This is a genomic window from Thermodesulfobacteriota bacterium, assembly GCA_034189135.1.
Lineage (GTDB): Bacteria > Desulfobacterota > Desulfobacteria > Desulfobacterales > JAUWMJ01 > JAUWMJ01.
Genome location: JAXHVO010000068.1, coordinates 17,500 through 32,989 on the forward strand (window position 1 = coordinate 17,500; position 15,490 = coordinate 32,989).

A 15,490-nucleotide genomic window follows, 5' to 3' on the forward strand; every position below is an offset into this window, starting at 1 on the left:
CATGAGTATATCGACACCAACGACCAAAAAAGCATTTTTATCTCTTTTGCTGCTGTTGTGCGCCGGGACCGTGATTTTTTCATGTGCCCCTAAGGTCAAGCATTATCCGGTAATCAATCAGCACCTTTCCAATCAGAATTATGAACAGGCGCTAAAGGTGATTAAGGACCATAAAGGGGATTACCCTAAGCGAAATGCCGCTCTTTACTATATGGAAGAGGGAATTCTGGCCCATTTTGCTTTGCGGTATAAGGAAAGCAATGAAAGTCTTTCCCGGGCGGAACAGATTATGGACGAGCTGTATACCCGGTCCATTTCAAAGCAAACAGCGTCATTTTTTATCAATGACAACACGATCCCCTACCGGGGAGAAGACTTTGAGAGTGCGATGGTCAATCTTTTCATGGCCTTAAACTATGTTGGCCTGGGTCTTAGGGATGAGGCCCTGGTGGAGGCCAGAAAGGTAGATAACAAGTTAAATATTATTAACAGTCGGTACCCGGAAGATAAAAAAAATGTTTACAAGGAAGACGCTTTTATTCGATTTCTCATGGGCGTCCTGTACGAAGCCGACAGTGAGGATAACGACGCATTTATATCTTACCGTAAATCGGAAGAAATATACCGGACCGACTATCAGCAAAATTATGGTGTTTTACCCCCGGTTTTATTAATTGAAAACCTGCTTTCTTCCGCCAAGGCAATGGATTTTGAAGTTGAGCTGGCGGAAATACAAACACAATATTCAAATGTCGCTTTTATGCCTCCGGCCCAAAAAAGAGAAATGGCCGAAATCTACCTGATTCATTATAACGGTCTGGGCCCGGAAAAAGTCGAAAGACGCTGGGTCGTCCCGCTGCCGGACGCATATGTTGTCAAAATAGCCTACCCAAAGTTTAAAAAAAGAAATTATCAGATTGTCCGGGGAGTAACCACATTGAAAAATATCACCTCCGGGATGTCTTACGAGTTTTCCACTATCTTAATGGAACATATTGGGTCCATTGCGGTTAAGAACCTGGACAATCGCACCGGCAGGATCAAAGCCAAGGCCATTGCCAGGGCAACCACCAAATACCTTGCAACCAAAGCTTCATCCAGGGCAGCCAAGAGGGAAGGAGGTGCCCTTGCCGGTCTGTTGGTTCAGGTGGCCGGCAATGTAGCCAGTGCGGCCACTGAACAGGCGGATACCCGTCACTGGAGACTGTTGCCTGCTGAAATCAGGGTAGGCAAACTAGCGGTTCCGCCCGGAGAGTATGAGGGAAAAATTAATTTCGTCAATGCATCCGGCAGCATAATCTCTTCAAGAAAAATCGAACCTTTTACCGTTGACAGGGGAGAAAAGAGATTTATGACCCACCGGACACTGAATTAATGGTTTAGATTTTAAGTTAACACAATGGGGATGGATATGAATCGATCATACGTACAATTGAAAATTTTAATGCTGTTGCTAGCCGCTTTTGTTCTGATATTAGCGGGCTGCGCTGCTCAAAAAAAGCAGACCAGGATTCCGACGGAAGAAATACAAAACAGAGCCAACCGGTCATTTGATGACTTATCTGCCCATGAAACCGGACAAAGAAGACCATCTGCTGGTAAAGAAGAAAGATATGAGCGTTCATCACCGCCGGCTGAAATAAAAGCCAAACCGTCTGCGGTTCGCGCCCGCAAAGGAAAACGGCCGGACTGGGTGGACGGAGAAAGCAGCGAATACCCTTCTTCTTTTTATATGACCGGTGTCGGCTATGCCCCGGATCGACAAACCGCGGAGAATAAAGCCAGGGCGGAAATATCTAAAATCTTCTACAGTGAGATCGATGCAACCAACCGTGCATATGAAGAATATTTACAAACCACCTACAGGGGGAAGTCAAAGACAAGACAAAGTATCAGTCTTGAAGACATCACCCAAGTATCCACCCAGAAAGTACTTTCCGGAGTATCCATCGCCCAGGTTTACCTGCAAAGCCGGCCGGAAAAACTTTTCTATGCCCTTGCCATATTGGACAGGGAACAAACCAAAAGAATACTCAGCCAAAAAATTGACCAGCTTGACCAGGATATCCAAAAGCTTCTGACCGATAGCCGGCGGGAAAAAGATAAATTGATCCAGATAAAATATCTTAACGCCTGTATCGAAAAACATATTATCAGGCAGGCATATAATACCGAGCTTCGTATTGTGACCCGAACCGGAGAGGGAATACCGCCGAAGATCAGCTTCAGCGAAATGAAAAATCAACTGACCGATATTTTACTCAGGGACTTTTTAATTGTGTTAACTGTCAAAGGGACCCGATCTTCGGATATCAAGGAAGCTCTGGTTGAAGCCCTGAATAAAAAGGGATTCTCCGTATCCGATGATATCTCCAGAGCGAGTGTAGCCGTCCGCGGCAAGGTAAATATCAGGCCCTTTGAACAAGGCTCTTCAGAATGGAAATTTGTGCGGTGGCAGGCCTATTTCGATCTGGTTGATCGGCAGGGTGGCGCCGTATTCGGCAGCATTAAAAAAACAGGAAAGGAAGGTCACTTGAATCTTGCCCAGGCGGAAGAACGCGCGGTGCGAAAGATAAGGAAAACCCTTGCAACTGATATTGCTGATGATATAACCAAGTATATTTATTCTCAGGGTAAATAACATACCATAGAAAGGAGGTGAAAGGCGATGAACAAATCTAAATCGAGTTGTCAACTATTACTAGCTGTTATTACTGCTTTGTTTGTGATTGTAAGCGCTCAGGCTTATGCCTTTACACCCAAGGAGATTTATCAAAAAACTGGTCCCGGAGTGGTGCTTATCCTGGCATCAGAAGGCTCGAGGATGGGCAGTGTGGGCACAGGGTCAATCATAAGGGAAGACGGTCTGATCATCACCAACGCTCATGTTTTTCTCAGATCGGGTTCTTCAAAAAAGCTGAAATCTGATATTGCGATCTTTCTAAAACCGGACAGGGTGACCGGAAACCATAAAAAAGATCTCTCTAAAAAGTACCGAGGCAGGATGGTATCATGCAATATACCGCTGGATCTTGCTCTGGTTAAAATAGTGGATATTAATATACCGCTTACCAGAGTTGATTTTGCCGATGCTGAAAGTGTGGGTATCGGTGATCAGGTTTATGCCATCGGGCACCCTGAACAAGGTGGTCTGTGGAGTTTAACCACCGGTGTGATCAGCGCGTTCCGGGCAAATTATGGCGGAGTACCCGGCAAAGATCTTTTCCAGACGGATGCCAGTATCAATCGTGGCAATTCAGGTGGTCCTCTGCTAGATGAAGAGGGAGTGATGGTGGGGATCAATTCCATGATTGCCAGAAAAGCAACCGACGGATTAACGATTACCGATGTTAATTTTTCCATCAAGTCAAGTGTGGCAATTAAGTGGTTAAACAGCTTGGGCTACCACTTTTCTGCAAAAAGACAGACCGTTGCAGCTGTGCCAACGCCTGTTAAGGAAAAAGTCGTTCAGCCAAAAGAGACAACGCCCACCCCCGAGGCCGAGCCGGTTAAAGAAAAGCCGCGCAAGGAAGAAACGGCTAAACCGGTTCAACCTAAGCCAAAAGTAGTTCAGCCGGTCACACCAAAAGAAAAACCGGCTCAACCGAAGCCAAAGACCGTTCAACCCGCAAAACCTAAGGATCGGCCGGAAAAATTCGGCGCCGATAAAATACTAACCAGGAAAAAACCTTATAAATTGACCGGCCTGCTGAGGGACATGCAGGAAATGGAAGACATGATGGATGATATGAAGGGGAAAGTCAGAAAGTTCAAAAAAAACAAATACTAAGGAGGTAACCATGAAAACAAAACAACTGTTTGTACTTTTTATTACTTTGTCAATGGGAATTCTGCTGATCGCTGGCTGTACATCAACTCCTCAACCCAGTGCCGACACCGCTTCACAGGGACCTGCCTGGGTGATGAAGGGAAGCGGTGCCTTTGATGTGGCCAAAGGAAAAGTTTTTTATGGGGTTGGTGCAGCCTCCGGCATCAGAAACAAAGCTCTTTTACGGCAAACCTCAGATAACAGAGCCCGTGCTGAAATCGCCAAGACCATGGAAACTTACGTGGCAACCCTGGCAAAAGACTATATGGCCTCCACAACTGCCGGTGATATGTCTAAATCTTCGGAAGAACAGCATGTGGAAACCGCTTTGAAGACATTTTCCAAAACCACCCTTCATGGTGCAACCATCGTCGACCGATGGATGGATGCTTCGGACGGAACCATGTACTCGCTTTGCGAGCTTGATCTTTTTTCTTTCAAAGACGCCTTGGAAAAAAGCAAGGAGCTCGACAAACAGGTTCAAGACTATGTAAGGGATAATGCTGAAAAATTGCACGGCGAGATGGAAGAGTTAGAAAATAAATAAACATTTGACTCCAGGCCACCCATCGTGTTGCTGCGATCCGGTGGCCTGGAAACATGAACAGGTGCTCGCCTCATTTCTTACCTGAAACAATCCAAAAATATATTATAACTCAAGTTTCGCACCCCGGTTTGGCGGAAAGTAATGCCCTGACGGCAGGTAACATATAAAATCAGATGTGAATCGAAACGGTTATATTTTTTTCTGTAAGGGGATATGTGGGTCATCTATTACCCCTTTTCGCAGTGTCCGGATAGTTGGGATAGACCGTCCCTTTTTTATTGTTTAGCAACGGATAGACTGTATCCCAACTATCCGGACACGCTGCAACTGATTCAATTCATATCCCCTGGAAGAAAATAATATAACTGTCTCGATTCACACCCTTAACACCAATGGGCGCTTTAACAATTCCGGCTCCACCGTTGATAAGGAGTACGAAACTTGAGTTATAAATTAAGGTTCTTCTTCAATTACAAAATTTTTCACTGCAAAAATGATACTTAAAAGGGGTCGGTAAGTTTTTCGCACTCTGCTCAGTTCGTCCGGAGAAGTGCCCATTTGCCCGTATCGGCCTTAACAAATAAGTCCAGCACTCTGTACACGCCCCCTATCTTCTCAGTTAAATCCATACAGGCAGAGACGATCAACGCTGCCATGGAGTTCTGTCCCTTGGGGCTGGATCAAATCGAATCTCAGTCCGCCTCAGGCGGACCGTACGCCAGTTTCTCGAAATGATTGTTAAGGCCGATACGGGCAAATGGGCACTTCTCGGGACGAACCACTAACAATCATTAAAACTCAATCGGCTTACAAAAAAAGCCATCGCTAAGAAACTCCCCGGCTCCTCACTTAAATCACTTTACTTAACCGTTTTTTCCTGCTATTTTTGTCACACTATCAACCAATGTACTGGAGTTATCTTTTATTTTGCGCAAAATCGGAATCGTAGTAAAAGCAGATAGAAAAGCCGGGAAAAAAGCCGACGAGCTGGAAAAATGGCTGCGTGCCAAAGGAGTTGAAGTTATAAGGCAGGAAAGTCTGCCGCCCGGCCGTCAGCATTTCGCCAAACCAGCATCTTTTGCCCCTGTTGATTTGTTTTGTATTTTTGTTCTTGGCGGAGACGGAACATTTTTAAGCGCCGTTCGATGGATTGGGGACCAGGATATTCCCATTCTGGGGGTTAAATTTGGCGAGGTCGGTTTTTTGGCAGAAACAGTGGAAGAAAGTCTTTTTCACGTCGCCCAATCGATTTTAAATAATGATTTTACCACCAACCCCAGAATGCGGCTTTTGGTGAGTGTGATCCGGGCGGAACAGAAAATTGCCGAAGAAACCGTGCTTAACGATGTGGTGGTAAACAAAGGAACCCTGGCCAGGCTGGCACACATAAAAACCTATATTGACGATCACTATCTGACGACTTATCGGGCGGACGGACTGATTGTATCAACGCCCACCGGCTCAACCGCGTATTCGCTGGCTGCCGGCGGCCCTGTGATTCATCCTTTGGTCCCCGGAATCGTCATGACACCGATTTGTCCCTTTACCCTGACCAACCGCCCTTTGATCATTCCCGACTCAGCAACAATCACCATCAGGCTGGAAAAAAAATCTTCGGATATTATGCTGACGTTTGACGGCCAGGAAGGTATCAGAATCACTGAGCAAGATACGGTTATCATCCAAAAAAGCCTGCGACCCATCCGCATGATCACCATACCGGATCAGCATTATTTTGATGTGTTAAAAGAAAAGTTGCGCTGGAGCGGAGGGCGGGTTTAACTGGCAAGAAAAATACGGAAAGGAGATAAAAATGCCGGATATGGATCAAATGAAAGAAGGAAAAAAGTACTATACCGATGTCCCTCAAAAAACGGAAGGTTTCTTTCTTAAGGGGTCAAATTCGCTTGATTGGGGGATGAAGAACAGACTGGCGCGTATCTTTAACCCTGAAACCGGCCGCACGGTCATGCTGGCCGTGGACCATGGCTATTTCCAGGGACCCACCACCGGTTTGGAACGCATTGATATCAACATCCTTCCTCTTATCCCTTATGCGGATACACTCATGCTTACCAGAGGAATACTGAGGAGTATTGTACCGGCGTCCATCACAAAATCGATTGTTCTTCGTGTTTCAGGTGGCACCAGCATTCTCAGCGAACTTTCCAATGAAGAAATTGCGGTGGATATTGAGGAGTCCATACGTCTCAATGTATGCGCCATGGCAGTCCAGGTATTCATTGGCGGAGAATATGAAAAACAGTCCATCATCAATATGACAAAAATGGTCGACATGGGAAACCGTTATGGCATCCCCACCCTTGCAGTAACTGCGGTGGGCACCGACATGGCTCGAGATGCCAGGTATTTCAGGCTCGCCACCAGGATCTGTGCTGAACTGGGAGCGCAATATATCAAATCATATTATATTGAGGATGGTTTTGAGACTGTCACCTCTTCATGCCCTGTTCCCATTGTCATGGCTGGAGGCAAAAAAATTCCTGAACTTGATGCGCTAACCATGGCCTATAATGCCATACAGCAAGGGGCATGTGGAGTCGATATGGGGCGAAATATTTTCCAGTCTGACTCTCCTGTGTCCATGCTCCAGGCAGTCAAAGCGGTGGTACACCATAATGAAACACCCCAAAAGGCTTTAGACCTGTATAACACCTTAAAAAACCAGGAGTCTGCATAGAAAAAGGTGGCCGTTCAAAGGTTCAACGTTCAACGTTTAAGGTTATGGTCAAGGACAAAATTAAAGGCCCTAAGTATCGTAAAAAATTTGATTTTCCAAGACGTTATCGATGTAACGACAGTTTTCAAAATGGTGCCCTAAGACAAAATGCAACCTCTGAACCCTGAACTTTTGAACTCCTGAACGTTTACAAAGAATAATAGGACCCAAACTGTGATAAGTGCCTTTAATGAAACTGATGCCAAGCAATTGGCGGAACATTATGCCGACATCCCTGAAGGATTGGCTCTTCGGATTTACACTTCCCGACTGATTGGACAAAATCCTCAGTTGGTGCTTCACGGAGGTGGCAACACCTCGGTTAAATTAATTCAAAAAAATGTTTTTGCAGAAAAGCAGGAAATTCTTTATGTTAAGGGAAGTGGTGTCGATCTGGCATCCATTGATGTGCACGGGTTTTCCGGTTTGGACCTGACTCTTCTTCGAAAGCTGAGGAATTTGAATCAGCTCTCGGACGAAGAAATGGAAAACCAGCTGGAAGTTCGAAAGGTTAACTCGTCCTTGCCAAACCCTTCTGTTGAAGCACTTCTCCACGCTTTTCTCCCGCATAAATACATTGACCATACTCACGCCGATAGCGTGCTTGTGTTAACCAATCAGAAACATGGAACAACTTTGATAAAAAAAGCGCTGGGGCCCAAAGTTGCCGTTCTTCCCTATACCTTGTCCGGTCTTCCTCTGGCAAAAGAGGTGGCGTCTCAGTACGAAAAAGATACTGATATAGAGGCCGTTGTCATATTAAATCACGGAATTTTCACTTTTGGCGAGGATGCCAAAACCTCCTATGAAAGAATGATTGATTATGTGAACAAAGCGGAAGCGTTTGTTAACAAAGAAATACAGGGCAAAGCTTTGATGACTCCCTGCAGCGATATTACATCCATAGAAAATATGGACACCGCAATTGCCCGTGTCGCCCAAACAGTGAGGGGTGTCTGCGCCCACCAGGCCTCTGATGGAAGCCTGCGTCGATTTTACGTTGAAACCCGAAATGAACCGGATCTGTTAAAAATTTCTCTTGCCCGGGAATCGAAGACCATTTGCACTTCCGGTGTCCTCACCCCTGATCATGCCATCCGCACCAAAAACCGGATGGTATTTATCGAGCATGTTCCGGACCATGACCATGATCTTAAAAATATAATCACGCAAAAGGTGGAAAGTTTCAAACAGCATTATCATTCCTATTTTAATAAGCAGCTCAAGGAAAAGGGACTTGATCGAAAGCAGCTTGACCCATATCCCCGTGTTTTTCTTATCGCAGGATTGGGATTGATGGGCCTCGGATTTACCCGTAAGGATGCCCGTATCGCTGCGGATATCGCCGAGCACACCGTTCGTGCTAAACTCAATGCCGGTGCGCTGGATGAATATATCCCTATTTTGGATTCCCATATTTTTGACATGGAATACTGGAGCCTGCAGCAGAAGAAATTGCATTTGTCCCTCTCCAGCCCCCTGCTCCAGGGGCAGGTGGCGGTGATTACAGGTGGGGGTGGTGCCATTGGGTTCGGCATCGCTGATCGATTGCTGGCCAACGGTGCGGTGGTGGTACTGTCCGATATTGACCAACCCCGTTTGAAAAAAGTTCGCTCCATTCTGATAGAAAAATACAGCAATAGCCAGGTGGAAGTGGTTCCCTTTGATGTGACCCAGTACTTTTCAGTGGAAAAAGCCTTTGAGAAAATCAGTCGCAGACTCGGCGGGATCGATTTGGTGATACCCAACGCAGGTATCGCTCATGTGGCCAGAATTGAAGATCTTGATCCGGATAAATTGGATCAGGTGATGGCCGTCAATCTAAAGGGAACATTCACCACCATCAAAGCCTCTGTACCGATTTTTAAAAGACAGGGAACCGGAGGAAATATCGTGGTAATCAGTTCAAAAAATGTTTTTGATCCTGGTGCGGCCTTCGGAGCTTACAGCGCCTCAAAAGCAGGCGCCCATCAAATCTCAAAAATCGCCGCGCTTGAACTGGCAGAAATTGGGGTCCGGGTCAATATGATCAATCCTGATGCCGTATTTGGCGATGAAAAAATATCATCCAAACTCTGGGATCTTATCGGACCCGACAGAATGAAGTGTCGAGGGCTTGACTGCCAGGGATTAAAAGAGTACTATCACAACAGAAATCTGCTGAAGGCGAGTGTGCTCGCAGAGCATGTCGGTAATGCAGTTGTTTTTTTTGCCGGTAACCAAACCCCCACTACCGGCGCATCACTCCCCGTAGACGGAGGAATTCCTGCTGCCTTCCCCAGGTGAATGTTGTTGCTGCCATAATATTGACTTATTACTCATTTACAGTATAAAAGGTAAACGTGATTTTTACCCGCAACCCGAACAGTGAAATAATGAAAAAGTTACCGGCTTTCATCCTATTTTTATTGTTTTTATTTTTGTGTCATGCCACCTCAGCGCTCAGTGAAAAAAGTAAAGCGGTGGTACAATATAGACAAAACGGCCATATTAACTGGACCACAGGAATGGTTCAGGCAAAAGGGGTGGCAACGCCATTAAAAAAGAGTTCCGGCAATGCATCTGTTTCCAGCATGAAACTCCTGTCTGATTCAAAGAATAACGCCAGACACAACATGATGAAAACCATAAATACAGTCAGGATCAATTCGCTACAAAAAGCAAAAAATTGCGCCACCATTAAAAATTCAATCGCAAAACAACTGGAAGAAATCATTTACAAGGCCCGCGAAAATGAAAAAATGAGAAAATACCTGTCGGATGGAACCGTTGAGGTTTATTTACAATTGAGTTTGTATGGTGGTTTTGCCCAGCTTTTTCTACCTCAGGAAATTAAACAGATCGAATCGATTAAGCAGGTGTCCGTCGCGGGAAAAAATTCTTCCTCACCACCATCCAAAACTCCCGATTTAAAGTCTTACACCGGTCTGGTGGTTGATGCCACGGGCATATCGGTAAATCCTGCCATGGCCCCCAGACTGCTGGATGAAGACGGGAAGGAGGTTTATGGCGCGGCATTTGCCAGTCGGGAATTTGCGGTACAAAAGGGTATGAGCGGTTACACCAGGGATTTAAAAACCAGCAAAACAGATCCCAGGGTGGGAAATAATCCATTATGCGTCAAAGGATTAAGAACCACAGGCCCCGGGAACTGTGATATAGTCATCAGCAACGCGGACGCTTCCACCCTCAGGCACTCTTCCCAACATCTCGCATTTTTGAAAAAATGCCGGGTAATCATCGTTCTGGATTAATCCGTCAACGTCACTCACCCGCTTTAGTCAACCACATCTTCTTTTTGTGTCATGCGGTATTGTTGCGGGTAAACGGTTGCTCATTTGGTGTTATCCATCGGAACATTCATCTGGAAAAAACCCGTAACTCGCAACCCGTAACACTTGTGTGATAAGCAACTAATAAGTTTAAAAAATGACATTAAAAAAGCTATAAGTGTCATTGTAAGATTAGTACCTGTAGTGATCCGGCTTAAAAGGCCCATTTATCGGCACACCCAGATAATCTGCCTGGAACTGGTTCAGTTTTGTCAGCTTGACACCGAGTTTGCCAAGGTGCAGCCTGGCGACTTCTTCATCCAGTTCTTTGGGGAGTGTGTAAACCTCTTTTTCATGATTCTTGGCTGCAAGCTGCATCTGGGCCATGCATTGATTGGTGAAACTGTTGCTCATAACAAAACTGGGGTGCCCGGTGGCACAGCCCAGGTTCACCAGCCTTCCTTCCGCCAGAATAATCAGAGAACGCCCTGATTTAAGCCTCCACCGGTCAACCTGGGGTTTAATCGTCTCTTTGGTGCATTGCGGATTATCGGTAAGATATGACATCTCAATTTCATTGTCAAAATGACCGATATTGCAGATGATTGCTTCGTTTTTCATTTTTTCCATATGCTTACCGGTGATCACATGGTAACATCCTGTGGCGGTCACAAAAATGTCCCCCATGGGGGCCGCATCTTCCATGGTTACGATCTCATACCCCTCCATAGACGCCTGAAGGGCACATATTGGATCGACTTCGGTAATTAATACCCGCGCGCCGAATCCCCGCATGGACTGGGCACACCCTTTTCCCACATCACCGTAACCGCAAATCACCACTATCTTACCTGCAATCATAATATCCGTTGCACGCTTAAGGCCGTCAGCCAGTGATTCCCGGCATCCATAAAGATTATCGAATTTTGATTTCGTGACCGAGTCGTTCACGTTGATGGCAGGAAAAAGAAGATCTCCGCTTTTTGCCAGATGATACAGGCGGTGAACGCCGGTGGTGGTCTCCTCTGAAACACCGCGAATTTTTGCTGCTATATTGGTCCAGAATTTGGGATCACGCTGGTAACTGACTTTCAGGCGCGCTATCAGACATTTCATGTCAGGGCTGTCGTACTCTTTGTCCAGCAATGCCGGGTCTTTTTCAACAGCCGCACCCTGATGAACGAAGAGAGTGGCATCACCTCCGTCGTCGACGATAAGATCCGGACCGGTGCCGTCGGGCCATGTCAAGGCCTGTTCCGTACACCACCAGAATTCTTCCAGGGTTTCTCCTTTCCAGGCATAGACAGCAGCCAGTCCTTCTTTTGCAACTGCAGCGGCCGCATGATCCTGGGTTGAAAAGATATTGCATGTGGCCCAACGAATATCTGCGCCCAGTACTTTTAGTGTTTTGATCAGCATGGCGGTCTGGATAGTCATATGAAGACTTCCCATCACCTTCAACCCTTTGAGCGGTTTTTCAGGGCCATATTTTTCCCGAACCGCCATCAGGCCGGGCATTTCATTTTCTGCAAGAGCCATTTCTTTGAAACCGAGCTCCGCCTGTGAAATATCGGCCACTTTATACGGGAGTGAAGGATCAACTTCCAACAAACCGTTGGAAATTTCCTTTGTTTTTGCTAACGACATTTTTTGTTCTCCTTAATTCAATTATAGAGGCCGTTTCAAAATGTTCAATTTTGTTCGAGATCAAGGAAGGCGAAAATTTTAACCGCAGGAATACATGAAGTATTTCGAGGATTAAAATTTGAGCCTGACGCAGATATCTGACAAAAGGGGACGTTTTGAAATTGGCTCTTACAGTCCTGCCTTTTCTCTCATCTCATCGGCCTTGTTGGTCTTTTCCCAGGTAAACTCCGGTTCATTTCGACCAAAATGTCCGTAAGCCGAAGTTTTTCGGTAAATCGGCCGTAACAGGTCAAGATAGTCGATTATTGCAGCAGGCCTTAGGTCAAAGACCTCTCTGATTATCTCTTTCACGCGAATCTTGGGAATCACACCGGTTCCCATAAGATCAACCATCACCGAAACCGGCTCCGGCACACCGATGGCATAAGCAACCTGCACCTCGCATTTCTTTGCCAGGCTGGCGGCAACGACATTTTTCGCAATATGTCTGCCCATATACGATGCGCTGCGGTCCACCTTTGACGGATCTTTTCCGGAAAAGCATCCGCCGCCGTGGCTTCCCTGCCCGCCGTAGGTGTCAACGATAATTTTACGGCCGGTAACTCCGCAATCTCCCATGGGACCGCCGATCACGAACTTTCCGGTTGCATTTATAAAGTAACGGGTGTCACCGTCAATCATATCCTGAGGGATCACCTTTTTGATTACCTCTTCTATGATGGCCTCTTTTAACTCTTCATAGGTCACATCCGGTTTATGTTGGGCAGCGATAATAACCGCATCCACGCGTTTGGGCGTACCGTTTTCGTATTCGATGGTGACCTGGGATTTGCCGTCAGGCCTTAAAAAATCAAGCACGCCGTTTTTTCGCACCACAGCCAGACGCTGGCATAACTTGTGGGCATACATGACGGGCATCGGCATCAGTTCAGGTGTTTCATCAGAGGCAAACCCAAACATGAGGCCCTGGTCTCCTGCACCCTGCTCCTTGAACAGGCCTTCTCCGGTATTTACTCCCTGAGCGATGTCCGGTGACTGATGGTCGATACTGGTAACGACCGAACATGTTTGCCAGTCAAAACCCATTTTGGATGAATGGTACCCGATATCACGGATGGTATCGCGAACCACCTGGGGCATATCAACATAACAATCCGTGGTTATTTCACCGGCAATAAAGGCAAGGCCGGTGGTCACCAGAGTTTCACAGGCCACCCTGCATTTTGTGTCCTTTTCCATAATTGCATCAAGTATTGAATCGGATATCGCGTCTGCGACTTTGTCCGGATGTCCTTCTGTAACGGATTCAGAGGTAAAAAAGAATTGCTCGTTTCCCATAAAAGTCTCCTTTGTTTTTGTCTTATCGGCATCATATCGGTATGACTTTATCGAAATGATGTGGATGGTTTTTTTTAATTCGGATTAAGTATCATATTATCTATTAAGCGAGTTTTGCCTACGGTTACCGCCAGGGCCATGAGTACCGGTTTGTCGATGGTTTGAACCGCTTCAAGGCATTCGGGATCACATATTGAAATATAATCTATTTGGGTCTCAGGGTAGGAAGTGATCAACTTGGTTGCAGTCTGTATGAGCTCCTCGGCATCTTTCACTCCGTCTTTCAGTATATTTTTAGCTTTGACCAGGGATTTGTAAAGAGTCAATGCAGATGGCCGCTGTTCCGCGGTTAGATAGTTGTTCCTTGAGCTCATGGCAAGGCCATCGGGTTCTCTTACTGTCGGACCGGCGACGATTTTGATATCAAAATTCAAATCTTGAACCATTCGCCGAATAACCATAAGCTGTTGGTAATCCTTTTCACCAAAAATGGCCACATGGGGTTTAACCATGTTGAACAGCTTGGCCACAACCGTTGCCACCCCTTTAAAAAATACGGGTCTTGAGAGTCCGCAAAGATGATTGGGGAGTTTTTCCAGTTCTATATATGTCTGGAATCCTTCCAGGTACAACTCCTGCCGGTCCGGGGTAAAAACAACATCCACCCCCTCTTTTTCTGCAAGCTGAAGATCCCTTTCAACATCCCGGGGGTAGGCTTCAAAATCTTCCTGGGGACCGAACTGGGTAGGGTTGACAAAAATACTTATGACCAAGTCATCATTTAACTCTCTCCCTTTTCTCATCAGGGAAAGATGTCCTTCATGGAAAAAACCCATGGTGGGAACAAATGCAATGGTTTTGCCCTGGCGCCTGATTTGATCTGAGCGTTTTTGTATCTCTTCTGCTTTGTGTATGATCCTAATGATTTTACCTCAACACTCGGTTTGCTTAAACAACTAAACTAAAACAGGAACACATAAATGTCAATATATGATAAAAAAGAGCTATTTTATCAAGTCATAACTGTTAAGGTAACACAGCTCTTTTTAATCCGTATTCAATTATAATACTTTGGTAAATAATCTCGGAATTTTATTTTGAAGGTTAACTTAAAAGCCCCGTTTGCAAGGTGTCTGGTAAAATCATCACGGTGTGATACTTCTTAAATCAAGTTGCCTGCAACATGTTTTCAGGAATATTTTTTTGTTTTTGCGCAATCAGCACAAAATAATTTAGTGGGGTTCCATCCTGGCAAAATCTGTGACGATAACGTTTTTTGGATTTCATACTAAAAACACCGCTGTCTGTCATATCATTAATCAGCTTCGCAAAACCTGTTCGATCTTTTTTGCTGCAAAACTCATCCTTTATATTAAAGGCGACCCATCCCGTTTCTGAAATTATATTGTAGGCCTCGGCAAATGCCTCGGGCGGTATATCGTCGAACCCCAAGGCTGCGACTACCGTCATGCAGTTTGGAGACCACTTTTCGATTTTCTCTCTTGCTACATTAGACAGCCTGGTCAGATCTTCAATTAAATAATCTTCGTAAATTTCCGGCCGATCGCGTTCAATTGCTTGGGCGGCTTCTTCGATGATGTCTATTCCGAACACCGCATCGGCACCAACTGATTTAAGTTCTTCACCCACCATGCCGTTGCCGGCACCCACATCAAGCACTTTCAAGTCGGAAATATTCATCGGGCTGTTTTCAACCTCTTTTACAAGTTCGGAGCAAACAACATTGGGCGAGTCGCACTTGTATTTGTCATAAAAAAGATATTCATAAAGCCCGGGGACTTTGTATATCTCGTCATAATCATGAGCCCTTATCCGCTTTTCCACCCCGTTGTATTCGATAATAAAAGGCTCTTCCCCCTGCCGCACATTTTTAGCTGTCTCAGGTATCCTTAACTTAAAATTATTTTTTTCCATTTCTATCCTCCTTTAAATCTAAATGTATAATAAAAGTTTAAATTGTTTATTATAATAAATTATGAATATATAAATTATGAATTCAAAATATTACAAAAAAACTTAACCGTTTTCTTCCGGCATTTCATTCTATTCAATCATGCCGTATCCGCTCGAGAATCAGTAAACTTAAGGCTGCAAAT

The 15,490-nt window shown here is 45.4% G+C and carries 12 protein-coding genes; 8 read left to right on the forward strand and 4 right to left on the reverse strand.

The genetic code is table 11. The features are described from left to right. The first annotated feature begins 1 nt into the window (after position 1). The 8 genes from SWH54_09920 to SWH54_09955 all read left to right on the forward strand — a co-directional run bounded on the left by SWH54_09920 (position 2) and on the right by SWH54_09955 (position 10,370). Complete coding sequence (locus SWH54_09920) at positions 2 to 1,375, forward strand: hypothetical protein (GenBank protein MDY6791574.1); 1,374 nt, start codon at positions 2 to 4, stop codon at positions 1,373 to 1,375. Positions 1,376 to 1,411: 36 nt separating this feature from the next. Next, the gene (locus SWH54_09925) at positions 1,412 to 2,641 is read left to right on the forward strand and encodes an LPP20 family lipoprotein (protein ID MDY6791575.1); all 1,230 of its coding nucleotides are present in this window, start codon (positions 1,412 to 1,414) and stop codon (positions 2,639 to 2,641) included. Positions 2,642 to 2,668: 27 nt separating this feature from the next. Beyond that, the gene (locus SWH54_09930) at positions 2,669 to 3,790 is read left to right on the forward strand and encodes a trypsin-like peptidase domain-containing protein (GenBank protein ID MDY6791576.1); all 1,122 of its coding nucleotides are present in this window, start codon (positions 2,669 to 2,671) and stop codon (positions 3,788 to 3,790) included. A gap of 10 nt (positions 3,791 to 3,800) precedes the next feature. After that, positions 3,801 to 4,376 (forward strand): hypothetical protein, encoded by a 576-nt coding sequence (locus tag SWH54_09935; GenBank protein MDY6791577.1) that lies wholly within the window; start codon positions 3,801 to 3,803, stop codon positions 4,374 to 4,376. A 927-nt stretch (positions 4,377 to 5,303) separates the two neighbouring features. Then, positions 5,304 to 6,158: an NAD(+)/NADH kinase gene (locus SWH54_09940; GenBank protein MDY6791578.1), complete on the forward strand. Its 855-nt coding sequence runs from the start codon at positions 5,304 to 5,306 to the stop codon at positions 6,156 to 6,158. A 31-nt stretch (positions 6,159 to 6,189) separates the two neighbouring features. Then, entirely contained in the window at positions 6,190 to 7,077 is an 888-nt protein-coding gene (gene lsrF, locus SWH54_09945) for a 3-hydroxy-5-phosphonooxypentane-2,4-dione thiolase (protein ID MDY6791579.1), read from the forward strand. Between the two features lie 213 nt (positions 7,078 to 7,290). Next, positions 7,291 to 9,402, forward strand: a complete 2,112-nt coding sequence (locus SWH54_09950) for a bifunctional aldolase/short-chain dehydrogenase (protein ID MDY6791580.1) — start codon at positions 7,291 to 7,293, stop codon at positions 9,400 to 9,402. An 89-nt stretch (positions 9,403 to 9,491) separates the two neighbouring features. After that, positions 9,492 to 10,370: a hypothetical protein gene (locus SWH54_09955; GenBank protein ID MDY6791581.1), complete on the forward strand. Its 879-nt coding sequence runs from the start codon at positions 9,492 to 9,494 to the stop codon at positions 10,368 to 10,370. Between the two features lie 210 nt (positions 10,371 to 10,580). On the opposite strand, the gene ahcY is transcribed toward SWH54_09955, so the two are convergent. The 4 genes from ahcY to SWH54_09975 form a co-directional block, all read right to left on the reverse strand. Then, positions 10,581 to 12,035 (reverse strand): adenosylhomocysteinase, encoded by a 1,455-nt coding sequence (gene ahcY / locus SWH54_09960; protein MDY6791582.1) that lies wholly within the window; start codon positions 12,033 to 12,035, stop codon positions 10,581 to 10,583. Between the two features lie 168 nt (positions 12,036 to 12,203). Beyond that, positions 12,204 to 13,373 carry a methionine adenosyltransferase gene (gene metK, locus SWH54_09965; protein ID MDY6791583.1) on the reverse strand — a complete coding sequence of 390 codons (1,170 nt, stop codon included), beginning with the start codon at positions 13,371 to 13,373 and terminating at the stop codon, positions 12,204 to 12,206. Between the two features lie 74 nt (positions 13,374 to 13,447). Next, positions 13,448 to 14,296: a pantoate--beta-alanine ligase gene (panC, locus tag SWH54_09970; protein ID MDY6791584.1), complete on the reverse strand. Its 849-nt coding sequence runs from the start codon at positions 14,294 to 14,296 to the stop codon at positions 13,448 to 13,450. A 244-nt stretch (positions 14,297 to 14,540) separates the two neighbouring features. Further along, on the reverse strand, positions 14,541 to 15,308 hold the full coding sequence (locus tag SWH54_09975) for a methyltransferase (protein MDY6791585.1): 768 nt from the start codon (positions 15,306 to 15,308) through the stop codon (positions 14,541 to 14,543). Positions 15,309 to 15,490: the final 182 nt, after the last annotated feature.